This is a genomic window from Algihabitans sp., from assembly GCF_965226985.1.
In the GTDB taxonomy this organism is placed as follows: domain Bacteria; phylum Pseudomonadota; class Alphaproteobacteria; order Kiloniellales; family DSM-21159; genus Algihabitans.
In genome coordinates this window covers 2,926,450-2,948,480 of record NZ_OZ245712.1, presented here as the reverse complement: position 1 = coordinate 2,948,480, position 22,031 = coordinate 2,926,450, and the positions used below count along the sequence as shown (strand labels likewise).

Genomic DNA, 22,031 nt, shown 5'->3' with positions numbered 1-22,031 from the left:
CTGGTGTCGCTGTCAGAGATCTTTCAGCTTCTTGGCGTCCTTCTTACCGCCGCAGGTCTGCAGGGCATCGTCGCCAAGTGGATCCTGACCAGAATCGCTGCCGAGGCGCGCACGTCGGAACAGCGCGATAAGGAACTGCATGCGCGAGTCGACCGCTTCAACGACACGCACATGCGGCGCGACGACATCATGCCCCATATCACGCGCATCGAAGACGGCATGGCAGAGCTTAACCGACGGTTCGATCAATTCATTCTGCGCGAGCGCCATTCAGGAAGGACAGAGCCGTGACCGACTTGCCCCGCGGAATCCGCAACAACAACCCCGGCAACATTGAAGTCGGCGCACCCTGGCAGGGCTTGGTCACCGGCGAGAACGTCGGATCCCAGTCGGCCGAAGTCCAGCACGCTTTTCAGATGGAGCGGCGGAACCCGCGTGATCCCGGTCGCTTCGCGGTCTTTGCGCATGGGCGCTGGGGCATTCGAGCGATCGCCCGCGTGCTCATCACGTACCAGGACCGGCGTCGCGCCCGAGACGGCTCGAAAATCGACACTGTGTGCGAGATTGTGCAGCGCTGGGCGCCGTCGCATGAGAACGACACGTCAGCCTATGCGCGTCACGTCCGGCAGCGCCTCGGGCTCGATGGCGATGAGGTTCCCGGCGAGGTCGATATCCACGACTACGACGACGCTCGGAGGCTCGTGAAGGCGATCATCCTCCACGAAAACGGCATGCAGCCCTACAGCGCGGCAGAGATCGACGAGGGTCTGCGGTTGGCCGGTATAGAGCCCCCCAAGAAGCCCCTCAGTCGTTCGCGCACGCTTGCTGGTCAGACGGCCGCCGCCGCCGGGACCGCCGGCGCTGCTGCGCTGGAGGTGGGGCAGGAGATGACCGAAGCCGCCGGCCAGGTCTCGTTGCTGGTTGAGTACGGCTGGGTGTTCCAGGTGGTTCTTGTGGCCCTGGTTCTCAGCGGCATCGGCTTCACGGTCTATGCCCGCTTGTCCGACCGGTCGGCGGGTTTGGCCTGAGATGCTGACCACGATCAACACATTGCTGTCCGGCACTTGGCGAGAGATCGGGCTGGTCGCCGGCATCGTCTTCGCGATCCTGCTGACCCTCGCACGCACACGGAAGTCGGGCAGGCAGGCCGAGAAGGTCGAGCAGCTCGAGCGTAATGCTCGGGCGGTGAGAACTCGGAGGAAGGTCGAACGTGAGATACGCGATTCTGGCGGCTCTACTGCTGCTGAGCGCTTGCGCGAGCGTTGGTCCCGTGACTGATTGCGCCTGGATGGAGCAGATCCTGATCAGCAAAGACGACAGTCTGACTGAAGGGACGGCAAGCCAGATTCTGGCTCACAACGAGACGGGGGCGGTGCTAGGTTGCTGGTAACCCCCTGTGCCAGGCGCTAACAGAGTGGAATTGCGAACCCGGGTTGCTACGCTGCGTCGCCTATGGCAAAAGGCCGAATTGGCTTGGGAGCGGGAAATGCGGAAGCTTGGTCTCGTCGCGACACTTATGTTGGTTTCAACCCCAGCGCTTGCTTACGTTGATCCGGGTGTTCTCGCGGTGCTTTTTCAGATGGGCTACGCGCTGCTGTTCGGTGCGTTTGCCTTCTTCATTCTCCGGCCCTGGAATTACCTAAAGGGCCTTGCTCGTTCCATCTTCAAGCGCTCCGCAGATGGGCAACAGCAAGCCAAGAAACACTGAATTCAGTGTCTGCGGTACCAAACATCGAGTTCGATCCAGCTTCCTACGTTGACCCGCACGGGCGTTTGGGTTGGGTGGACGATCAGCCAATTCGCATCATACGCCCTGCATCGCGACCGTTCTATGAAGGCCTTTTCAAGAGTGGACTGATAGACCACTGGTCCGCGCAGAACGATTTGGTTGAAAGCCACGTTCTAGAGTCCACGCCAGAAGGCGGCCTTGCGGTCAAACACACGCGCATCTGGCCTACGAGCTATTGCGTGGAGTGGTCGCCTTCGATGCTCAAAGACGCAGCTCTCTGCACGCTCGATTTTGCGATCGAACTCGCCGATCACCGCTTGATGCTGCAGGACGCGACCCCATGGAACGTGCTTTTCGACGGATCACAGCCGGTCTTCGTCGATCTGACCTCGGTGGTCCCGGGTGACAAAGGGCTGATTTGGCCGGCCTATGGCCAGTTCCTGAGCCACTTTCGCAACCCGCTCTTGCTTTCCCATGCCGGACGAGGCCGCCTAGCTCGCCAGATGCTGTTCGATCATTTGAACGGGATCGACGAGACGGAGTTGGCCGCGGCCGCTCCACTGCGCCTCAAGCTCCGCAGGCCGTCTATCGCCTTGGCCGCCACCCTCAAAGCGCAGATTGAAAAGCGTCCCCATCTACAGACAAGGATACGAAGCGCTGCAGCCGCGCAGAAGCTGGGACTCTCGCCGCGCCAGCGCACAGCGTTTCTCAAATCGCTTCGCCGCAAGGTCGAGGGCATGCGTCTGTCGGCGGCCGGGAATGTCTGGCAAGACTACTATGCTGGCATCCCGCAGGACGTTGATCGTCAAAAGAAACTCGATACAGTCGAGCGGGTTGTGCGCGGCATCGGCCCCAAATCGGTGATCGATCTTGGCGCCAACACGGGGCCGTTTTCGGTGATCGCAGCCCGAGCGGGCGCTAGGACGATTGCCGTGGATAGCAGCGAGCCCTGCATGGACACGCTTTATCGTTTGGCCAAATCGGAATCCCTTCCAATCACCCCGCTGATTGCCGACCTTATGTCGCCAACGCCGGCTTTCGGAAATTTCGGTGACCAGTTTCCAGGCCTACTGCAGCGGGCACGCTCTGACTACGCTTTTTGCCTCGGTTTGATGCACCACCTCCATGTCGCGGGGCGCCAGTCGTTCCAGCGGATCTCGGACTTCCTGAGCAGGGTCGCGAGACGGGGCGTCATTTTCGAGTTCGTCGCAATGGATGACAGCAACAATGAATGGATTTCTGCCGGTCGGGAAATCGGCTATGATTTCGATACTGTTAGAGGCGCCATAGCGGCAGTATTCCCAAGGATAGAAGTCCTGGATTCCGATCGGCCCACTAGAAAACTGTTGATTTGTGAAAAGTGAACCTCTCCAGCGGCTCTCAGTAGGCTTTCTGACGGCTTGCCTTCTTGTCGCGTTGGCGGGTCTGTTTATCAACGACCCGCTTCTCTACCGCAGCCCTTTGATCGATATCGCTACTGTGGCCGCGTTCTTCGGGCTAGTCGGGACTGCATGCCTGCTCGCAGTCTTTTGGCCTCTTGCGCGGTTTGTCGGTCACAGCCTGCCTAGGAACCTTGGCGCCGCAACGACAGTCGGTTTGGCTGTGTCCGGTTTCGCGATATCGGGCCTGGAAGCGGTTACCGGTGCGTCGCTCTCGCCTGCGATCTTCTTTGCTGCGGTCGGATTGATCGTGCTGGCTGCCCTTGCCACATCTCGCCGAATCTCCGCCGTCACAGTCGAGCGAATTCGCCTCGCGGGTCTCTACGGTCTTGTCGCGGCTGTGGCGCTCGTGGCCGGCCGGATCGCGTGGGCGGCGACAGAAACCGGCCGGTTTTCGGAAGACAACGCTCGTCATGCTGTTGTGGTGGTGATCGATGGTTGGCCTTCGCAGTTCTGGAACAGCTATGAGCCTGCGCAAGAGGCCGGTCCAATCGATGCTTTGGCCCAACAGGGACAACTCTTCACCGCCAGCTACAGCAGCAAGCTCTACACCTGGGGGTGGTTCAGCGTCTTCTACACCGGGCGCCGTGACGCCACGATCGACCAGCAGGTAGCAGGCTTCGACCTGCTCGGCGACCTTGAAGACGAAGGGGTCAACACGCGCATCGTCAACTTCCATTCGAATGGCTTGGCTGATTCCGCGGTGCCGACCGACCGGCGCGTCTTCCGTTCATCGCTTCTCACGGAGAGATACGCTTGGATCCCCCAGCTTCTGGGACTTGACTATGACGTATTCCTCGGTTGGCCGGGGACGCGGGGGAACCTGCCAACTAGAGCAAGGATTACCTACGACGCCATCAGTGGCACGTTCGACGAAGTCGAGCTTTGGCGCTCCTTCTTCCCGCGCCAAATCTACGCCTTGCAATCCCGTAACCGGCCTTCGCTGCTAATCGTCCATGTCAACCACAACCTCTCGACCGTGCAGTCCCTGGGAGAGGGGGTCGAGGACAAAGCGATCCGCCAACTCTACGAGAAGGCTGGATTGAACGGCTATCGATACGATCCATCTGACGAGTCCGTCATGGAGTTGGTGCGAACAAAGTATGCTAAGAGAACTGAGCTTTGGGGGCGGCGCCTTTCGGATCTGCATCGGCAGATCCAGAACGCCAATGGTCAGTATCTGACGGTTGTTACCGGAGATCACGGCTCAATTCTCTCGCGCGGGAAGATTTGGTACGGCCATCATATCGATGAAGAGGTGACGCGCGTGCCGATGTTGTTGCTGGGAAGCGGCATCGAGCCGGGAAAGCGGAATGAGCCGGTCGACACCCTGGATTTGAACGCCAGCGTTCAAGATTTCTTCGGGATCGACAGTCGGGGCGAGGGGAGAAGTCTCTTGCCTGGCCAACAAGTTCAGTCGCGCACCATTGCAAGCTTGGGACTCGTCGATCCGGTAACGGCAGAACGCTTGATCGCGTTGTACAGCGACGGCCTGAAGTACGTTTTCGACATTAGCCCATCAGGAGACGCCGGAAGCCGGATCGAGCGCTATCAGGGGTTCGAGGAGGCCGCGCCGCAAATCTCTCCAGTTCCGGCCCAGCACCCCATATGGGGTGAATTGAGCGAAGCACTACTGCGGTACGGACTGGAGCGCGACGAGGTTCATCCGGACATTTGGGCCGCCACTCGTTGATCCTAAACCGCGCGAGTCGACAGCCTGTATTTCGTATGCGAATGGACTCCAGGTCCTGAGTCCGCGTAGCTTGCTGGGATGAAACGTTTCCGGAACACGCAAGTCGGGCCGAAGTACGCTTTGCGGCTCCGCGACCTCTTGCCCTGGCACCGGTTGCTAGGTGATTTGCTTCAATTGCAGCCCCACCGCCTGAGCGGCCGTCATGCCGGCGTCCGCATCGACACCCAACTCGAACTCGAAGCGGCGTTCGGAGTTGCGGGTGAACTCTACGATGCGGCTTTTGAAGACGGTGGCGTTTGGAATGCGGACGTGATTGCCGTCGGGCGAGAGCAGGACGGTGGCCCTGGCGGTCATCCGTACGACGTCGCCCCTCTTGCCTTCGATCTGCACGAAGTCGTTCGGTCGGAAGGGCTGCCGCACGCTCAGCGTGATACTGGCCACGAAGTTCTCGACCGTGTCTCGGACCGAGAAGCCGATCGCCAGGCCGACGATGCCGGCCGCACCCAGCAGCGTGCCGATCAGGGCGACAGCGCCGACGATATCGGGAGCGACGACCAATGCCGCTAGAACGAAGACCACGCGGACGATCTGTCTGTAGATGTCGGCAATGAAGCGGTTGGGCGCCAGCCGTTCGAAGGGTTGGCGACTGCCGGCCAGAAGAAAGCCGCAGAGCGCGATCGCCAGGAAGACGGCTAGAGAGACGAGCAGCAGCGGGAGATAGGCGATGATCTGATCGAGTCGGGATGTGAAGCGGTCCCAGGCCGGGATCAGACGGTCTGAAAGATCGCTGGTTTCCACCACGGCGTTTTCGACCGTGACGACGCCCTGAATCCGACTGACCAGCGCCTCTAGATCGTTGATGTCGCCTGCGGCCACAACCTCGCCGGTCAGTCTCACCACGCCGGCATTCACCTCGACAGCGCCCCCGTCGAAGTCCCCGATCTCGTTCAGGATCGTGCGGAGCCGGCGTTCGATCGCCGCGTCGGTCGTGCTGTCGTCCTGCAGGGAGATTCCTGCCGGCGACTGAGCGGCTGGAGCCGTATCCTCTTGGGTAAGGAGCGGTCCCGCCAAGATCGTGAGGAGAGCAATGGTCAGTAGCGCCGTTCCGAGAAGCTGCCAACCACCCTCGCCAGGCCGAGATGGACACGTGTTTAGGCAACCTTTGGAAAAGCGGCTAAGTTCCCGCACTTTGCGACTTGGGGCCGGAGCGTCAGTAGAGGCGTTCGACGCAGAAGTCGATGGCTTGCAGCAAGGCCCGCTTGGCGTCGTTGTTCTGAAAGGCTCCGAGGTCCCGGCGCGCACGCTCCGCATAGTCGCGAGCCCGCTGTTTCGACTCTTCTAACGCCCCGTGACGTTGCATCAGGGTGATGGCCTGTTCCAGGTCGCCGTCACGCTGCTCCAGGTCCTCGACGCAACGTCGCCAGAAGGCCTTTTCCTCTTCGTCGCCACGGGCGAAGGCCAGGACCAGGGGCAGGGTGATCTTGCCTTCCCGGAAATCGTCGCCGATCGACTTGCCGAGTGCTTGCTGTTCCGCCGAGTAGTCCAGGATGTCGTCGACCAGTTGGAAGGCGTTGCCGAAACTGAGCCCGAAGCTGCGCAGCGCCAGCCGTTCGCTCTCGGGTCGCTCGGCCACGACGGCGCCGATCTCGCAGGCCGCGGAGAAGAGCGCGGCCGTCTTGGCCTCGATCACCGCCAGATAGGCTTTCTCGTCCGTCGCCGTATCGTTGGCGGTCATCAATTGATGGACCTCGCCTTCGGCGATCGTGGCCGAGGCGTCGGACAGCAGCTTGAGCACCGTCAGCGACCCGTCCGCAACCATCAGCTGGAACGAGCGTGAGAAAAGGAAGTCGCCCACCAGCACGCTGGCCTTGTTGCCCCAGACGGCATTGGCCGTCTCCAGGCCGCGGCGTAAGTGACTGTCGTCGACGACGTCGTCGTGCAGCAGGGTTGCCGTATGGATGAATTCGACACAGGCGGCCAGTGCATGGTGCCGCTCGCCCTCTGCACCGCAAAGCCGTGCCGTCGCAAGAGTCAGCATGGGGCGCAGTCGCTTGCCGCCGGCCGCGACGATGTGTCCGGCCAGCTGCGGGATCAGCGCCACCGGCGACTGCATCTTCTCGAGAATGATTGTGTTGACCTGCTTCAGGTCGTCGACAACCAGATCCTGCAGGGGCTGCAAGCTGCCGGACAGCTGAGGTTTTCCGCTCTCTCGGGCTTCATCCCTGGGAGCGGCTTGCATTTCGGCGACGGAGCGCAAGGCCAATCTTTCGCTTTCTTCTCTCGAGCCAACCGCCCTTGTCTGGCTCCTGCTCGATAGGAGCCGCCGCAAAGCGCGTGCTACTGTGACCAATGTGGGGTGGCACAGCCCGCCGACAACAGACCGACTCCCCAGCTCTCCCTTGCAGCGGCAGCATAGGAACAAGCGGCGGGCGGTCAAGCGTCGGAATGTAAGGCCGGCTTTCGGGCGAGTTTGGCAGGTGAGTTCTCGGGCCATATGTAATCACTGGAGATTACGGGCGGGCGGGAGATCGAAATTCATGCGCGAGCTGGTGCGGACGAACGACCTGGTGAAGCTCTCCTGGCTGCAGGCCCTGCTGCGCGACGCCGGTATCGAACCGCTGGTGCTCGACAATCACGCCAGCGTGCTTGAGGGCTCGGCCATCGCCATTCCACGCCGCCTGGTCGTGGTGGAGGAGGATTACGGCGCCGCCCGACGCTTGCTCGAGCAGGCGGGGGAGGAGGTCTGGTCGGGCGAGGGCTGGTAGCCATGACGACCAGCGACGACCGTTTGCTGGACGGTCGCGTTCGTCTGCGTCAGCCGCTTGTGGGCTATCGCGCCGCGATTGATCCTGTTCTGCTGGCGGCTGCCGTGCCGGCACGCCCTGGCGAAAGGGTGCTTGAGTTGGGCTGCGGTGTCGGTGCCGCCGCGCTTTGCCTGCTCACACGTCAGCCCGATCTCGCGGTGACGGGTTTGGAACTCCAGCCGACTCTGGCCGCGCTGGCCCGGCACAACGCCGAGGTGAACGGCCTGTCGGCCGGCGCCCGGATCGATGCTGCGCTTACGGGTTTGACTGTCCTGGAAGGGGACGTCGCCGCGCCGCCAAAAGCCTTGGGAAGCGGCTATGACCGGGTGCTCCTCAACCCGCCGTTTCAACCCTCTGTTGCCGAAGCCTCGCCGCTTGCGAGCAAGGACCTGGCAAACCGGGAGGGCGGCACGCCCCTGACCGTCTGGCTTGGACTCGGGCTCCGGCGCCTGAAGCAGGGTGGCACCCTGACGCTGATCCATCGCTCCGAACGGCTGAGCGCTGCTCTGACGACTCTGGAAGGTCAAGCTGGCGACCTGCGCGTGCTGCCGCTCTGGCCGCAGGCCGGAAAGCCGGCGAAACGGATCCTCATCCAGGCGACACGCGGCAGTCGCGCCGGGACGACTTTGCTGCCGGGCCTCGCGCTTCATGGCGCTGACGGAGGTTTCACCGCCGAGGCGGATGCCGTTCTGCGGGGGGCGGTCAAGCTGCTGCTCTAGATCCGCGCCCTTCGGCATTTAAATTTCACACTCTGAAATTGCTATTTTTGTGCGCTCGGTCCTCTGTTCCGGCTCGATGCTTCCCAGGAAGCGCTGCCTGTCTTTCGCCAGCAAGGCGACCAGTCGATCAATGACACCGCGGGCGCTGGTTCTCCGGCGCTCGCCGTCGTTCAAGACCAGCCAGACCTCGCCCTCGAGCTCCTCGATAGGACCTGTGATGCGCTCGAGCCCGGTTTCGCAGTCCCCGATGAAACAGGGCAGCACGACACGGCCATGTCCCGAGCGGGCCAGGTCGAGAGCGTTTCGCGGTGCGCTGACCTCGACAAGGATTTCGTCGGAAAAGCGCGCGCGTGTCCATCGGGCCGAACGCGTGTCCACGGAAACCCCGATCCAGCCGTTTCGGCCACCAGGTGCGGCATAGGCAGCGAAGCTGCAGAGTCCCAGCTTGCGGCCCGCGAGCGAGGGCCCGGTCGGTTTCTGATTACGTAGGCCTATCACCGCCTCTCGACGCGCAATGTCCAGACGATGTTCAGTAGAGATCAGAGCGATGCGAAAGGGATCGTTCGGCTGCTGAAGCGCTGTCATATTTTCGATCAGATAAAGCGACATCCAGCTGCCGGCTGAGATGCGGACGACCTCCTTTTCCGGTTTTTCGAGGCTCGCATCCTCGGCCTCCAACACCCTCTGTTCGATGTCTTCCGCATGACCGAACAGAGTTCGTCCTCTCGATGTCAGTTCGTAACCCCGCGCGTGCCGTCGAAACAGCTTGTTGCCCAGCGCCTGCTCCAGCCGTGCCATGCGCCGGCTCAAGGTCGGTGCGCTGACGCCGGTCTTCCTGCTGGCTTCGGCCAAGCCTTGCGCGCGCGCCACGAAGAGAAACAGTTGGAGATCATCCCACGAGAAGTTGGTCTTGCCCATGAAACGGACCCTTCGTTTCTTGTCGAGGCAGGAAGCATGTCTGCAGACAGCGTCGCGAGCAAACGGGAGCTGCCGCGCAAACGCCTTTTCGCGGCCACGTGCGACTTAGGCCGACCAGGGCGATCGGGGCCTCTGTGAAGGCAAGCCTTCCGGTCGCCGTCTTCGATAGGCTGTCGCGTTTGGATGGCCGCGTGGCGCTCTTCGGCTCGGGGGGCCCTAAGCTTGCAGGAAAGGAAGTCTGCTAGGCGTTCGTCCGGTCAAGGCGCGCCAGGCGTTCCCCACGGCCGGAGCGATCGGCGGAGTTCCAGGTTCACCGATACCTGTTGGATCCTCTGTGCTTTCGACGATCGAAACCGTGACTTCGGGCATCTCGGAGTTGCGCAGAATGCGGTAGCGGTCGTAGTTAGACGTCTCGACTTCTCCGCCGTCGAGCAGCCTGATCTCCTCGAACAGTGCCGCCGAAAGGCCGAAGCCGAGACCGCCCGAAATCTGTGCTTCCACGATTGCCGGGTTGATCGCGATACCGCAGTCGACGGCGACCCAGACCCGATGAATGCGCGGTTGGCCGCCTTCGTCCGAGACATCGGCGATCATTGCGACGTAGCTGTTGAAGCTCTTGTGCAGCGCCACGCCGCGGGCGAGTCCGTTGCCAAGGTCCGGCCCCTGCCAGTTCGCGATCTCCGCGACCCGCTCCAGAACGCCTCGGTCGCGCGTCCGATCCTGCCGCAGAAGATCCAGGCGTCCCTGCACCCTGTCTTTGCCGCCGCGTTCGAGCAGCTCGTCGAGGAACGTCTCGGTAGCGTAGGCCGTATGGGTATGCCCGACCGCACGCCACCACAGGACGGGGACGGGACTCTCCATCGTCGAGAGCGTGACCTGGGAGTTCGGCAGCGCGTAGGGCAGGTCCCGAGAGCCCTCAATCGAACTACCGTCGATTCCATCGACGACGAACTGCTCGAAGGCTGAACCCGCCAGCAGGGACTGTGTCGCGACGTTGTTGCGCCAGGCGACGATCTCGCCCTGCGCATCCAATCCTCCCTGGAGATAGTGCACCGTGAGCGGGCGATAGTAGCCGCCGCGCATTTCGTCCTCCCGGCTCCAGATCAGCTTGTAGCTGCCTGCACCTGCGGCCCGCGCGACCTGCGACAGCTCGGCGGCGAAATGGTTGTCCTGCGTGGTGCGCCGGCCGAAGGAACCACCGGTCAGCGTGGTGTTGATAGCGACCTGCTCCGGTGCCAGTCCCAGCACTTCGGCGGCGGCGTTCTGGTCGGATGTTTGCCATTGCGAGCCCATCCAGAACTCCGCGCGATCTTCGGCAAGCGAAATCACGCCGTTCAGCGGCTCCAGCGCCGCATGAGCGAGGAAGGGGAACTGGTACTCGGCCTCCAGGATCTCTGCCGCCTCGGTCAGTGCGGCCTCCACGTCGCCGTTTTTCTCCGCGACGGCTCCACCCGCGCGCGCCGCCTGCGTCCAGACACGCATCATCTCGTCGGACGAGCGCGTTTCGGTCTCGCTGTGGTCCCACACGACGTCCAAGGCGTCGCGGCCTTGAAAGGCTGACCAGGTGTCCTCTGCGTAGACGGCCACGCCGGAGGGGATGCGCTCCACCCTTCGGACCCCGGCTACTGCCAAGGCCGCTGTAGCATCGAACGACTGCAGGCTGGCGCCGAAGCGGGGCTGACGAGCGACGGCCACCGTCAGCATTCCCTCCAGGAAGACGTCGATCCCGTACTTGGCCGTTCCGTTCGACTTCTCGGGCGCATCGATCCGCGGCACGCCTTTCCCGATCAGTACGAACCGATCCGGGGTTTTCAGCTGAGGGTCGCTCGGCGGCGTGCTGCCTGTGGCTTCCTGCACCAAGTCACCGAAGGAGGCGGATCGGCCGCTACCCGCGTGCGACACGACGCCGGCGGTGACGGCGATGTCGCTGGTGCGTACCTGCCACCTGCGCGCGGCAGCTTCCACGATCATCGCCCGGGCGGCTGCGCCCGCCTGGCGCATCGGCATCCAGGAGGCTGGTGTCGCCGTCGAGCCGCCCGTGCCCTGAACCCCGAAGATCGAACTAGCGTAGAGTTCTACGTTGGCCGGGGCATTCTCGGCCCGCATCTGACTCCAGTCGGCGTCCAGTTCCTCTGCGACCATCGTCGTGAGGCCGGTCCAGGTGCCTTGACCGAACTCGCTGTGCTTCACGAGTACCGTCACGCTGTTGTCCGGGGCCACGCGCAGGAAGGCGTTCGGCACCAGCATCTCGTCGGCGGTATTCGCCAAAGTCGGACGCGGGAGAATGGCAGCGATGACAAGACCGGCGGAACCCGCGAGAAAGCTGCGGCGCGTCGCTTGCAAGGGCGTCATGGGTGGCGTCATGGGTGGCGTCATGGGTCAGGCCTCCAGACCGGCTGCCGCCTGGCGCACGGCAGCGCGAATGCGGGGGTAGGTGACACAGCGGCAGAGATTGCCGTCCATGGCGCGCAAGATCTGATCGTCCGAAGGGCTCGGAACGTCGCGCAACAGCGCCGTCGCCGTCATGACCTGTCCCGACTGGCAATAGCCGCACTGCGGCACCTCCAACGCAATCCAGGCGGCTTGCACCGCTGCGGCTTCAGGGCCGCTCACGCCCTCTATGGTCGTGACTTCGGCGTCCGCCAAGCTGCCGACCGGGGTCATGCAGGATCGCTGGGCCACGCCGTTCACCAGAACCGTGCAGGCGCCGCACTGGGCGACACCGCAGCCGTACTTGGTGCCTGTGAGTCGGAACTCGTCGCGCAAGACCCAGAGAAGCGGCTTGTCCGGAGCCGCCGTCGTTTCTCTGTCCAGTCCGTTCACCGTCAAGCGTGTCGGCATCGTCGAGGATCTCCCTGAGTCGTATCGGTTTGGTTCCGATTGATTCGATGGTGTCCAGCCGACCGATGTCGGCCAACGCCTTAGTGCCGCGGACAAGGGGCCTGCGGGCTATCGAGCCCGTCCCTCCCTGACCGTCACGCCGTTGCACTTGGGGGTACCGATTGAGCCAATCGAGCGCACAAAAACGGAAGGCGCGTTTCATCGCTGCAAGGAGAGTGCCTGGCACTTTCGCGTAAGGAAGGCGAGGGTTCGGCGGTCATCGGATGCCGCGCTGCAAAAAACCTTTGCTCATCTGCCGGCTTCCCTGAAATACTTGATGACAAATATACAATGATTACAGGGACGAGCGGCTGGGTATGCGCGACGGTGCAGTCGCAGCGATTGACGTGCGCGACCTGACGAAGGTCTTCGGCAGCGGCGCCGACCGGGTGCGCGCGCTCGACCGGGTTTCCCTGACGATTGCACCGAACGAGTTCTTCACGCTGCTGGGTCCCTCGGGCTGCGGAAAGACCACGCTGCTTCGTCTCATCGCGGGCTTCGAGCAGCCGAGCGAAGGCCAGATCTTTCTGGACGGCGACGACATCGCCGGGCGGCCGCCCTTCAAGCGACCGGTCAATACGGTGTTTCAGTCCTACGCGCTCTTCCCCCACATGACGGTCGCGCAGAACGTCGCGTTCGGCCTGGAGATGCAGGGTTGGGAAACGGCCCGGATCGGTCGCCGCGTCGCGGAGATGCTCGAACTCGTGCGGATGGAGACCCTGGGCGACCGCCGTCCCGGCCAGCTCTCGGGCGGTCAGCAGCAGCGCGTCGCCCTGGCGCGGGCCCTGGCCAATGCCCCGCGCGTTCTGCTGCTCGACGAACCTCTCTCGGCTTTGGATTTCAAGCTGCGCAAGGAAATGCAGGTCGAGCTGAAGCGCCTGCAGCGCGAGACCGGCATCACCTTCGTCTTCGTCACCCACGATCAGGAAGAAGCGCTGACCATGTCGGACCGCGTCGCGGTGATGTCCGACGGCAGGGTGCAGCAGGCGGGCGGACCGGACGAGATCTACGAACGGCCGGTCAACCGCTTCGTCGCCGACTTCATCGGCGAGACCAACTTCCTGCCGGCCGAAGTCGCCCAGCGCGGTGCTCGCTACCGGGTGCCCGGTGGCGCGCTGCTGTCGGGCCGCGACCCCCACGATCACGCCGAAGGGGCCGAGGTAACGCTGGCCGTACGGCCCGAGCGCGTCGACCTGCTGCCTGACGGTACCGCCCCCGGGAATGCTACGGCGGCGGATGCGACAGTGGGCGAGGACGTCTTGGCCGGTCGCGTGGCGCAGGTTGTCTACTTCGGCACCGATACGCTCTATATCCTGGAGCTAGATGGTGTCCCCGGCGAATTTCAGGTCCGGGTGCAGAACCGGCAGGGCGCGCAGGCCGAGTTCGCGGTCGCGGCGCGGGTCGGCGTCCGGGTCGACCCGCGGGCGGTGCAGGTGCTGGTCGACTGATGGCCGCGCCGCGCCACTCTTCTCCCTCCTCTTCCTTTGGGTCCTCCAGGGGGTCTCTCCCCAAGTCCTTCTCTTCGCCGGAGCCCGCTTCCTCTCCGCTGGCGGCGCTCGCGACTCTGCTGCGCCGCAGCCGCCGTGCGCGTCTGATCGCGCTGATCGCGCCGGCTCTGTTGATCATCGGCATCTTCATGCTGCTGCCGATCGGGCTCATGGCCTACGTCTCGCTGCTCGAACGTGGCGTCAACGGCGGCGTGCAGTGGGGCGTGCACACGGTCGACGCCTATGTCGCCTTCCTGTTCGAGGAGAATCTGCTGGGCGAGCTGGCGATCAACCCAGACTATCTGCAGATCTTCGCTCGCTCCTTCACCCTCTCCTTTGTCACCACCGCGGCCTGCCTGGCGATCGGTTTTCCCGCCGCCTTCTACATGGCGCTGCAGCCCGCGAAGTATCGCAACCTGCTGATTTTCCTGGTGACCATCCCCTTCTGGACGAACCTGCTGGTTCGCAACTACGCCTGGATCCTGCTGCTACGCAGCAACGGTCTGGTCAACGAAAGCCTGATGGGCCTGGGCCTGATCGACGAACCCGTCACGCTGCTCTACACCAACTTCGCGATCGCGCTCGGACTGGTCTATACCTTCCTGCCCTTCATGGTGCTGCCGATCTACGCCAGTCTGGAGAAGCTGGATCTGCGGCTGGTCGAGGCGGCCTTCGACCTGGGCGCCAACAAGCGTCGCGCCTTCCAGCGGGTGATCGTGCCCCTGGCTTTGCCGGGCATCGCGGCGGGCTGCATTCTGGTCTTCGTTCCCTCGCTGGGCGCCTTCATCACGCCCGAACTGCTGGGCGGCTCCAAGTCGATGATGATCGGCAACCTGATCCAGAGCCAGTTCGGTGCGGCGCGCAACTGGCCGCTGGGCGCGGCCCTGGCCTTCGCGCTGCTGTCCATCGTGCTGCTGGCGATGACGCTCTATCTGATGCGCTTCCGCCGTCCGCCGGGAACCGGGTAGGGGCGCCACGCGATGCTGAGCCGCGCCAAGAACCCACTCTGGAGATTCCCCGGCATCGCGCCGGGGGCCGCCTTCTTTTTCGCCTACCTCTACCTGCCGATCTTCGTGCTGATCGTCTTTTCCTTCAACGAGAACCGGCAGGCGACCATCTGGACCGGCTTCTCGCTGGATTGGTACGGCGTCGTGCTGCGCAACGACGATATCCTGGCGGCGGCGGGCAACTCCCTGATCGTGGCGACGACCGCGACCTTGATCGCCACCTCCGTCGCGCTGCTGGCGGCCCTGGCCATGGCGCGCCATCGCTTCCGGGGGGAGAACGGGGTCAACGCGGTGATCGCCTTTCCCTTGATCATTCCCGAGATCGTGACTGCTGTCGCGACGCTGCTGTTCTTCGTGGCGCTCGGCATCCAGCTCGGCCTGACGACGGTGATCATCGCCCATACCGTCTTCTGCATTCCCTTCGCCTACCTGCCGATCCGCGCGCGCCTGCAGGGACTGGACCCCGCGCTGCCCGAGGCAGCGGCCGATCTCTATGCCAACGAGATCCAGGCCTTCCGGCGGGTCACCCTGCCGTTGCTCTGGCCCGGCATCCTGTCCGGCGCCATGCTGTCCTTCATCATTTCCCTCGATACCTTCACCATCACCTACTTCGTGGCGGGACCAGGCGCGACCACGCTGCCAGTCTATATTTTCGGCATGATTCGGATCGGCATCACGCCGGAGGTCAATGCCATCTCCGCGCTGATGCTGGTGGTCTCCATCGTCTTCGTCACGCTCTCCTTCCTGGTGGGAAGGCTGCGCCGTTGACGCCGTTCTGCCGTCGGCGCGACCCTCGCGCTGGGGCTGGTTGGGAAGCAAATCGATAACAGGGAGTGCGAAAGACCCATGAAACGACATCTGATCGCAGCCGCTTCGGCGGCCGCCCTGCTGGCCGGCGCCACCGCCGCCAAGGCCGAGGGCGAGCTGTTCCTCTACAACTGGTCCAACTACTTTCCGCCCGAGCTGCTGACCAAGTTCGAGGAGGAGACGGGCATCGCCGTCACCCTCGACGTCTACGATTCGAACGAGACCATGCTGGCCAAGCTGCAGGCGGGGGCCGGCGGCTACGACGTGATCGTCCCGTCGGGCTACATGGTCGCCATTCTGATCGAGGAGGGCTTGGCGCAGCGGATCGACACGTTCGAAATGGCGAACGGATCGAAGATCGTTGCGCCGCACGACGCGCCCTTCTTCGATCCCGAGCGGCTCTACTCCGCGCCCTACATGTGGGGTACGACAGGCGTGACCTACAATTCCGAGCGGGTCGAGGGCGAACTGGAGGAAAGCTGGAAAGAGGTTTTCGAGCCGCGCCCCGAACTGCAGGGCCAGATCGCCATGCTGAACGATGAGGTCGAGGTCTACAACGCTGCCGCCTACTACCTCGGCTTCGACAAGTGCACCGAGGCGCCGGAGGAGGCCCAGGCAATCCTGGATCTGCTGGAGGCCCAGAAGCCACACGTGAAGATGTACCAGTCGGACGGGACCATCGACCGCATGATCTCGGGCGAGGTCATCATGCACCACCAGTGGAACGGCGCCTCTCACCGCACCTCGGCCGAACTGCCCTCCGCCGTCTACATCTATCCCGAGGAGGGCATCACCTTCTGGACCGACAACTTCATGATCCCGACGGATGCGCCGAATGCCGAGAACGCGAGGATCTTCGTCAACTGGATGCTGGCGCCGGAGAACGCCGCCGTGGCCTCGAACTTCACCGGCTACATGAACGCCATCGAGGGATCGTCCGACTATCTCGACGATGCGCTCAAGGCCAATCCGGCCGTCAACATGCCGGCGGAGTTCGCGGAGCGCCTGCGCCCGAGCATCGACTGCTCGGTTCAGGCGCGCGAGCTGCGCAACCGGGTCTGGACGCGCTTGAAGTCGTAGGGCGCTGTCTCAAATAACTGTCGGTGGCCGGGCGTTGGTAACGGCGTCCGGCCACCTTCTTCCTTTTGTGGGACAGGAAATCCCGTGAGCCAAGACGCACCGGACAAGCTGACGATCGCGCTTTGGGCCGTGAATCTGACCCGCCCGCTCAATGGCCTCGGTGCTTGGGCGGCGGCCGTCGAGGCGCAGATGGTGCGGGCCAAGGCCGAAGGGGCGGAGCTGTTGGTCCTGCCCGAGTACATGTCGGAGCAGTGGCTGTCCTTCGCGCCCGAGGGGATCGGGCCGGCCGAGGAGATTCCCTGGATGGCCGCCCAGGCCGAGGCAGCGCTGCAGGCTATCGCGCCGCTGCCGGCCAAGCACGGCGTCGCTCTGCTGGCGGGAACCCTGCCGGTGAAGCTGGAGCCCGCGCCGGAGACGGGCTCGCCTTACGTCAACCGGGCGCACCTGCTGCTGCCCGATGGTCGGGTGGTGCGGCAGGACAAGCTCTGTCTCACGCCGGGCGAGAAGGATCCTAAGGCCTGGAACCTTCGGCCCGGCGAGCGTTTGCAGGTGGTCACCTGGAAGGGTCTGAAGCTGGCCACGCTGATCTGTCTCGACATCGAGCTACCGGCCCTCTCCGCTCTGCTCGCACCGGAACGCCTCGATCTGATCCTGGTGCCCTCCATGACGGCGAAGCTCTCGGGCTACAGTCGTGTCTTCGGCTGTGCCAAGGCGCGGGCGGTGGAGCTGCAGGCCGCCGTGGCAGCCGTCGGTGTGATCGGCGCCGCCTCGACGAACAAGCCGCGTGAGACCAACACGTCTGGCTGCAGCGTCTTTCTGCCCTGCGAGGAAAGCCTCGGCTTTGTCGGCCTGCACGACGAGATCCCACCCGCCGACGCCGCCGAGGACGAGGGACCGCTGCTGGTTGCGCGCGACATTCCCTTCGGCGAGATTCACCGCCTGCGCGCCGGCGCCGCCGAAGTCTGGCCCGGTGCCTGGAGCGCGGCGCACGTCGTTCTCGACCGTTAGTCGCACCGGACCAATCCCGAAACCGTCACCCGAACCCGAACCGAAAGAGACGATGCTCACAATCTACAGCGACGACCACCGCTACCAGGACGGCAAGGCCGAACTGATCGACGGCCAGCTGCTGCCGCCCTTCGAGATGCCGCGCCGCGCCGAAATGGTGCTGGAACGGGTCCGCGCCGTCGGGCTGGGCGACATACTGGAGCCTCAGGACTTCGGCCTGGAGCCGCTGGAGGCGGTGCACGACGCGCGTTACCTGTCCTTCCTGGCGGCGGCCTGGGGCGACTGGGTCAAGAGCGGACGCGAGCATGACGCCCTGCCGCTCAACTGGCAGGTCCGGGGCATGCGGGCGCGCGAGCCGGAAAGCATCGATGGCAAGCTCAGCTACTTCTCCTTCGATGCCGGCACGCCGATTATGTCCGGCACCTGGCGGGCCGCCCGCGCCTCGGCCAACGTGGCTCTGAGCGGCGCGGCGCGGGTGAAGGAGGGCGCGCGCGGCGTCTTCGCGCTCTGCCGGCCTCCGGGTCATCATGCGGCGGCCGACTACTACGGCGGCTACTGCTTCCTGAATAATGCCGCCATCGCGGCCCAGTGGCTGCGCGATCAGGGAGCGGCGAAGGTCGCGGTCCTGGACGTCGACTATCACCACGGCAACGGCACCCAGTCGATCTTCTACGACCGGCCCGACGTCTTCTTCGCCTCGCTGCATGGTCATCCGAAGCAGGAGTTCCCCTTCTTCCTGGGCTACGAGGACGAGACGGGCGAAGGCGCGGGCGAGGGCGCCAACGCCAACTTCCCGCTGGAGTGGGGCACCGGCTTCGCGCGCTGGTCGAGCGCTCTGGAGGAGGCCTGTCGCCGGATCGGCGCCTTCGGCGCGGAGGCGCTGGTGATCTCCCTCGGCGTCGATACCTACAAGGAAGATCCCATCAGCCACTTCACCCTGGAGGGGGACGACTACCTGCAGATCGGCGAGACCATCGCCGGCCTCGGCCTGCCCACGCTCTTCGTCATGGAGGGCGGCTACGCCGTCGAGCAGATCGGCGTGAACGCCGTCAACGTCCTGACCGGCTTCGAGGAAGCGGCCTAAACAGCGAAAAGCTCGGCGGCCAGCTCGTCGAGCGTCGCGATCTCCGCCAAGGGATATCGTTGTGCGATGGGTTCGAAGACATCCATCGCGTGATGCTGCGCGGCGCCGACGGCCTGGCGGATCAGCGCGAGACCGAGCGTCTTGCGGTCGAAGTCCCGACCGACAGGCCAGTCGCTGGCCTCCAGGAAGGCGCGGAATAGCGCTTTGTCGCAGGCGAAGAGGTCGCGGTAGGGCTGGATCAGCTCCATGTGGCGATCCGCCGCCAGGGCGTCGCCCCAGTCGATGATGCCGGCGAAACGGCCCTCCAGAAGGAAGACGTGGCTGGCGGTCAGATCACCGTGGGTAAAGACCCTCTCGAAAGGCGATAGCTTGGCCAGGAAGGCCTCAGTCTGTACGGCCAGCTGTGGCGGCAGCGAGCTTCGCGCCAAGCCGGCAGTCAGATCGAAGGCCGGCCAAGCCTCCAGAGTCGCGAGACCGGTCGGGGCCAGCCTGTGGAGACTTCGAACCTGGCGACCGAGTTCGACCGCAAGCGCCACACGCTGATCGTCCGTCAGGTCGACCTGCGAGACCGCGATCCCCGGCAATCGGCTGGTGACCAGGTAGGGCCAGGGCGCGCCTTCCACCTCAAACAGCCGCCCTTCGCCCAGCAGCCGTGGCGCGGCGATCCAAGGGTCGCTTCCGTCATCCGTCACAAGCCGGTCGTAGGCCGCCCGTTCCGCCGCGTGAGCCTGCCGCCAAGGCCCCGGCCCGCCGAACAGCTTGATCACCAAGTCGCCGCAGAGAAAGGTCGGATAGGTGGCGCCCCGGCCGGCGGGCGTCGTGTCGCCGGCCGTTGCCAGGTCCTGGCGCGCGCGAATCTTGGCCAGGTAGGGGCTCCAGAAATCGCCGTCGTCCAGGCGCTCGACGTAGTCTTTCAGGCAGGCAAAGTTCGGCGGCCGGATCATGGCGTGAGCTTCATCTGGCGCGCTTCACCGAAAAGTGGGCAGGAAATGCTGGGGAGTCATGCGGCTGCGACCGCTTTTCCTCTGGATTTTCCGGCTGGCTCTGTCATGTAAAGCTTTATGGATATCGCCAAGCTGTTCCGTTGGATCCCGCACGAGAACTATCGCAACCCCCCGCCGGTGGTTTCGGTCATCCGCCTGTCCGGCACCATCGGTGTCGGCTCTGCGCTGCGCCGTGGGCTCAGCCTTGCCGAACTGGCCGGGCCGATCAACCGCGCCTTCAAGCAGCCGCGGCTGAAGGCCGTGGCGCTGGCGATCAATTCGCCGGGCGGCGCGGCGGCCCAGTCCGCCTTGATCGCCAAGCGTATCCGCGACCTGGCCGAGGAGAAGGACGTCAAGGTCTATGCCTTCTGCGAGGATGTCGCGGCCTCGGGCGGCTACTGGCTGGCCTGCGCCGCCGACGAGATCTACGCCCAGGAAAGCTCGCTGGTCGGCTCCATCGGTGTGATCGCCTCGGCCTTCGGCTTTCAGGAGGCGATCAAGAAGGTCGGTGTGGAGCGTCGGCTCTATACCGCCGGCGAGAACAAGTCGCTGCTCGACCCCTTCCAGCCCGCCCGTAAGAAGGATGTCGACCGTCTCAAACGGCTTCAGGGCGAGATCCACGAGTCCTTCAAGTCCTACGTGCGTGCGCGCCGGGGCGACCGCCTGAAGGGCAAGGAGGAGGAGCTCTTCTCCGGCGAGATCTATGCCGGCCGCAAGGCGCAGGAGGTCGGCCTGATCGACGGCTTGGGCGATCTGCGCGCCATCCTGCGCGAACGCTACGGCGAGCGTGTGCAGCTCCGCCGCGTCGACGGCGAGAAGAGTTGGCTGCGCCGCCGCTTCGGGCTGTCGCAGCTGACCGGTGCCGTCGGCGGCGGAGCGGGTTTGGGGCTGGCCGACTGGCGGCCCCAGGACCTGGCCGACGGCGCCCTGGCCGCCGTCGAGGAGCGCGCCCTCTGGAGCCGCTTCGGGCTCTGACCACGAGGTTTAGAGGGCGATTCACTCTAGGTCTTGGTGATCGAGCAGCCGCCGTCGGCCAGCAGTGCGCTGCCGGTCACGAAGGACGCGCTGTCCGACAACAGGAAGAGTGCGGTTTTCGCGATTTCCTCCGCTTCCGCCATGCGCTTGAGAGCGTGGATCCCCTCGACGAACTCGTGGAACGCCGCGTCGTCTCCGGCCATGGGTGTCTTGGTTCCGCCCGGTAGCAGGCTGTTGACCCGGATCCCCTCCGGCCCGTGTTCGGCGGCAAGCACCTGTGTCAGCCCGATCAGTCCGGCCTTGCTGGCGGCGTAGGCGCCCATGCCGGGCAGGCCGATGCGATGTCCGACGAAGGAGGAGGTGAAGAGGATCGCGCCGCCTCCCTTTGCCTTGATCGCCGGGATCTGGTGTTTCGCGCCGTAGAAGGCGCTGGTCAGGTTGACCGCGATCACCTCCTGCCACGTCGCCGCCGTCATGTCAGGCACCGGCCCCAAATCGCCCAGGGTGCCGGCGTTGTTGAAGGCGGCGTCCAGACCGCCGAAGGTCGAAGCGGCCAGCCGCACGAGAGCCTCGGCATAGCGCTCGTCCCGAACGTCGCCGGCCAGCCAGACCGCCTGGCCGCCTTCGCCGGCGATCTCCTCGGCCAGGTCGTTGAGAAGAGCCTCGCGCCGGGCGCCCAGAACCACGGCGGCGCCCTCCGCCGCGAGCAGGCGCGCGGCGGCCGCGCCGATCCCGCTACTGGCCCCCGTCACGATCGCTGTCTTTCCAGCAAACCGCATTGGCTGTCCCCACCCCCTTTTGAGACTCCATAGGACGCCTCAGGGGTAGGCGGAGGATGGCGCGCGCTCCATCCGCTTCTTGCGCGCCGGGGGGCTTTCGCCTTTCGAGGTCACTTGGCCTGGGCGTGCCGCAGCAGCTTCTTGAGCAGTGCGGAGAGGCTGGCCAGCTCTTCCGCCGTCAGGCCGGTCGTCAGGCTGGTCTGATTGGCCAGGTGGTCAGGTACCGCGCGTTCGATCAGATCCCGGCCGCTTGGGGTCAGACCCACCAGCACGCCCCGCCGGTCGTCCGGGTTGGGGCGGCGTGCGACGAAGCCCATGCGCTCCAGGCGGTCGAGCCGCGCCGTCATCCCGCCCGACGACAGCATGGTGATCTCGAACAGCTGGGTCGGCGTCATCTCGTAGGGCGCACCGGCGCGCCGCAGGCTGGCCAGCACATCGAACTCGCCCGGCTGCAGGCCGAAGGCCGCGAAGAGCGGCGCCAGGTGTTCGCGCTCGATCACGGCGGCGGTTTCGCTCAGACGGCCCAGGGCCTCCATCGGGCGCAGATCCCAGTCGGGAAACTCCCGCCGCCATTGAGCGACGGCGCGGGCGGCCCGGTCACTCTCGTCGTCTTCCGTCACCTCGCCTCCATATATCTTG

At 64.5% G+C, this 22,031-nt stretch carries 23 protein-coding genes; 15 read left to right on the top strand and 8 right to left on the bottom strand.

From position 1 onward, the window contains the following. The first annotated feature begins 3 nt into the window (after positions 1 to 3). From ACO054_RS13445 to ACO054_RS13420, 6 genes are all read left to right on the top strand, one after another. A complete protein-coding gene (locus tag ACO054_RS13445) occupies positions 4 to 291 on the top strand; it encodes a hypothetical protein (RefSeq protein WP_421707094.1) in 288 nt (95 codons plus the stop codon). Next, positions 288 to 1,028, top strand: coding sequence for a hypothetical protein (locus ACO054_RS13440; protein WP_421707093.1), 741 nt, complete (start codon positions 288 to 290; stop codon positions 1,026 to 1,028). The genes ACO054_RS13445 and ACO054_RS13440 overlap by 4 nt, the downstream gene beginning before the upstream one ends. A 1-nt stretch (position 1,029) precedes the next feature. Beyond that, positions 1,030 to 1,278 (top strand): hypothetical protein, encoded by a 249-nt coding sequence (locus ACO054_RS13435; protein WP_421707092.1) that lies wholly within the window; start codon positions 1,030 to 1,032, stop codon positions 1,276 to 1,278. 136 nt (positions 1,279 to 1,414) lie between these two features. After that, positions 1,415 to 1,708, top strand: coding sequence for a hypothetical protein (locus tag ACO054_RS13430; RefSeq protein WP_421707091.1), 294 nt, complete (start codon positions 1,415 to 1,417; stop codon positions 1,706 to 1,708). Positions 1,709 to 1,782: 74 nt separating this feature from the next. Next, entirely contained in the window at positions 1,783 to 3,093 is a 1,311-nt protein-coding gene (locus ACO054_RS13425) for a class I SAM-dependent methyltransferase (RefSeq protein ID WP_421707090.1), read from the top strand. Beyond that, positions 3,083 to 4,861, top strand: coding sequence for a sulfatase-like hydrolase/transferase (locus ACO054_RS13420; protein WP_421707089.1), 1,779 nt, complete (start codon positions 3,083 to 3,085; stop codon positions 4,859 to 4,861). Before ACO054_RS13425 ends, ACO054_RS13420 begins: the two co-directional genes overlap by 11 nt. Positions 4,862 to 5,017: 156 nt before the next feature. Here ACO054_RS13420 and ACO054_RS13415 read toward each other — a convergent pair whose 3' ends face one another. Together ACO054_RS13415 and ACO054_RS13410 are read right to left on the bottom strand one after the other, a co-directional pair. Beyond that, positions 5,018 to 5,932, bottom strand: coding sequence for a mechanosensitive ion channel domain-containing protein (locus tag ACO054_RS13415; protein WP_421707088.1), 915 nt, complete (start codon positions 5,930 to 5,932; stop codon positions 5,018 to 5,020). A gap of 139 nt (positions 5,933 to 6,071) precedes the next feature. Beyond that, positions 6,072 to 7,100 (bottom strand): polyprenyl synthetase family protein, encoded by a 1,029-nt coding sequence (locus ACO054_RS13410; protein ID WP_421710364.1) that lies wholly within the window; start codon positions 7,098 to 7,100, stop codon positions 6,072 to 6,074. A 298-nt stretch (positions 7,101 to 7,398) separates the two neighbouring features. Between ACO054_RS13410 and ACO054_RS13405 the strand changes: the two genes are divergently transcribed. Then, the gene (locus ACO054_RS13405) at positions 7,399 to 7,626 is read left to right on the top strand and encodes a DUF2007 domain-containing protein (RefSeq protein WP_421707087.1); all 228 of its coding nucleotides are present in this window, start codon (positions 7,399 to 7,401) and stop codon (positions 7,624 to 7,626) included. Between the two features lie 2 nt (positions 7,627 to 7,628). Next, a complete protein-coding gene (locus ACO054_RS13400; RefSeq protein WP_421707086.1) occupies positions 7,629 to 8,384 on the top strand; it encodes a tRNA1(Val) (adenine(37)-N6)-methyltransferase in 756 nt (251 codons plus the stop codon). Positions 8,385 to 8,402: 18 nt separating this feature from the next. On the opposite strand, the gene ACO054_RS13395 is transcribed toward ACO054_RS13400, so the two are convergent. The 3 genes from ACO054_RS13395 to ACO054_RS13385 form a co-directional block, all read right to left on the bottom strand. Beyond that, positions 8,403 to 9,302: a LysR family transcriptional regulator gene (locus ACO054_RS13395; RefSeq protein ID WP_421707085.1), complete on the bottom strand. Its 900-nt coding sequence runs from the start codon at positions 9,300 to 9,302 to the stop codon at positions 8,403 to 8,405. Between the two features lie 216 nt (positions 9,303 to 9,518). Further along, positions 9,519 to 11,678: a molybdopterin cofactor-binding domain-containing protein gene (locus ACO054_RS13390; RefSeq protein WP_421707084.1), complete on the bottom strand. Its 2,160-nt coding sequence runs from the start codon at positions 11,676 to 11,678 to the stop codon at positions 9,519 to 9,521. Between the two features lie 3 nt (positions 11,679 to 11,681). Continuing rightward, complete coding sequence (locus ACO054_RS13385; protein WP_421707083.1) at positions 11,682 to 12,143, bottom strand: (2Fe-2S)-binding protein; 462 nt, start codon at positions 12,141 to 12,143, stop codon at positions 11,682 to 11,684. A 356-nt stretch (positions 12,144 to 12,499) separates the two neighbouring features. Here ACO054_RS13385 and ACO054_RS13380 point away from each other — a divergent pair, with 356 nt between their 5' ends. The 6 genes from ACO054_RS13380 (at position 12,500) to ACO054_RS13355 (ending at position 18,655) form a co-directional block, all read left to right on the top strand. Continuing rightward, positions 12,500 to 13,630, top strand: a complete 1,131-nt coding sequence (locus tag ACO054_RS13380; protein WP_421707082.1) for an ABC transporter ATP-binding protein — start codon at positions 12,500 to 12,502, stop codon at positions 13,628 to 13,630. Next, positions 13,630 to 14,637 (top strand): ABC transporter permease, encoded by a 1,008-nt coding sequence (locus tag ACO054_RS13375; RefSeq protein ID WP_421707081.1) that lies wholly within the window; start codon positions 13,630 to 13,632, stop codon positions 14,635 to 14,637. Before ACO054_RS13380 ends, ACO054_RS13375 begins: the two co-directional genes overlap by 1 nt. A gap of 12 nt (positions 14,638 to 14,649) precedes the next feature. After that, positions 14,650 to 15,444 carry an ABC transporter permease gene (locus ACO054_RS13370; RefSeq protein ID WP_421707080.1) on the top strand — a complete coding sequence of 265 codons (795 nt, stop codon included), beginning with the start codon at positions 14,650 to 14,652 and terminating at the stop codon, positions 15,442 to 15,444. A 78-nt stretch (positions 15,445 to 15,522) separates the two neighbouring features. Next, on the top strand, positions 15,523 to 16,563 hold the full coding sequence (locus ACO054_RS13365; RefSeq protein ID WP_421707079.1) for an extracellular solute-binding protein: 1,041 nt from the start codon (positions 15,523 to 15,525) through the stop codon (positions 16,561 to 16,563). 84 nt (positions 16,564 to 16,647) lie between these two features. Continuing rightward, positions 16,648 to 17,571: a nitrilase-related carbon-nitrogen hydrolase gene (locus ACO054_RS13360; protein WP_421707078.1), complete on the top strand. Its 924-nt coding sequence runs from the start codon at positions 16,648 to 16,650 to the stop codon at positions 17,569 to 17,571. Between the two features lie 52 nt (positions 17,572 to 17,623). Next, positions 17,624 to 18,655, top strand: coding sequence for a histone deacetylase family protein (locus ACO054_RS13355; protein WP_421707077.1), 1,032 nt, complete (start codon positions 17,624 to 17,626; stop codon positions 18,653 to 18,655). Here ACO054_RS13355 and ACO054_RS13350 read toward each other — a convergent pair. Continuing rightward, positions 18,652 to 19,599: a phosphotransferase gene (locus tag ACO054_RS13350; protein ID WP_421707076.1), complete on the bottom strand. Its 948-nt coding sequence runs from the start codon at positions 19,597 to 19,599 to the stop codon at positions 18,652 to 18,654. The genes ACO054_RS13355 and ACO054_RS13350 overlap by 4 nt on opposite strands. 117 nt (positions 19,600 to 19,716) lie before the next feature. On the opposite strand from ACO054_RS13350, the gene ACO054_RS13345 reads away from it, so the two are divergent. Beyond that, on the top strand, positions 19,717 to 20,613 hold the full coding sequence (locus ACO054_RS13345) for a S49 family peptidase (protein WP_421707075.1): 897 nt from the start codon (positions 19,717 to 19,719) through the stop codon (positions 20,611 to 20,613). Positions 20,614 to 20,639: 26 nt separating this feature from the next. On the opposite strand, the gene ACO054_RS13340 is transcribed toward ACO054_RS13345, so the two are convergent. Together ACO054_RS13340 and ACO054_RS13335 are read right to left on the bottom strand one after the other, a co-directional pair. Further along, a complete protein-coding gene (locus tag ACO054_RS13340) occupies positions 20,640 to 21,392 on the bottom strand; it encodes an SDR family oxidoreductase (protein ID WP_421707074.1) in 753 nt (250 codons plus the stop codon). A 110-nt stretch (positions 21,393 to 21,502) separates the two neighbouring features. Then, entirely contained in the window at positions 21,503 to 22,012 is a 510-nt protein-coding gene (locus tag ACO054_RS13335; protein WP_421707073.1) for a MarR family winged helix-turn-helix transcriptional regulator, read from the bottom strand. Between the last annotated feature and the right edge of the window lie 19 nt (positions 22,013 to 22,031).

Coding starts and splice junctions, on each gene's coding strand:
- ACO054_RS13435 (WP_421707092.1), top strand. CDS start 1,030: ATGCTGACCACGATCAACACATTGCTGTCCGGCACTTGGCGAGAGATC.
- ACO054_RS13410 (WP_421710364.1), bottom strand. CDS start 7,100: ATGCAAGCCGCTCCCAGGGATGAAGCCCGAGAGAGCGGAAAACCTCAG.
- ACO054_RS13405 (WP_421707087.1), top strand. CDS start 7,399: ATGCGCGAGCTGGTGCGGACGAACGACCTGGTGAAGCTCTCCTGGCTG.
- ACO054_RS13400 (WP_421707086.1), top strand. CDS start 7,629: ATGACGACCAGCGACGACCGTTTGCTGGACGGTCGCGTTCGTCTGCGT.
- ACO054_RS13395 (WP_421707085.1), bottom strand. CDS start 9,302: ATGGGCAAGACCAACTTCTCGTGGGATGATCTCCAACTGTTTCTCTTC.
- ACO054_RS13390 (WP_421707084.1), bottom strand. CDS start 11,678: ATGACGCCACCCATGACGCCACCCATGACGCCCTTGCAAGCGACGCGC.
- ACO054_RS13385 (WP_421707083.1), bottom strand. CDS start 12,143: ATGCCGACACGCTTGACGGTGAACGGACTGGACAGAGAAACGACGGCG.
- ACO054_RS13380 (WP_421707082.1), top strand. CDS start 12,500: ATGCGCGACGGTGCAGTCGCAGCGATTGACGTGCGCGACCTGACGAAG.
- ACO054_RS13375 (WP_421707081.1), top strand. CDS start 13,630: ATGGCCGCGCCGCGCCACTCTTCTCCCTCCTCTTCCTTTGGGTCCTCC.
- ACO054_RS13370 (WP_421707080.1), top strand. CDS start 14,650: ATGCTGAGCCGCGCCAAGAACCCACTCTGGAGATTCCCCGGCATCGCG.
- ACO054_RS13365 (WP_421707079.1), top strand. CDS start 15,523: ATGAAACGACATCTGATCGCAGCCGCTTCGGCGGCCGCCCTGCTGGCC.
- ACO054_RS13355 (WP_421707077.1), top strand. CDS start 17,624: ATGCTCACAATCTACAGCGACGACCACCGCTACCAGGACGGCAAGGCC.
- ACO054_RS13350 (WP_421707076.1), bottom strand. CDS start 19,599: ATGATCCGGCCGCCGAACTTTGCCTGCCTGAAAGACTACGTCGAGCGC.
- ACO054_RS13345 (WP_421707075.1), top strand. CDS start 19,717: ATGGATATCGCCAAGCTGTTCCGTTGGATCCCGCACGAGAACTATCGC.
- ACO054_RS13340 (WP_421707074.1), bottom strand. CDS start 21,392: ATGCGGTTTGCTGGAAAGACAGCGATCGTGACGGGGGCCAGTAGCGGG.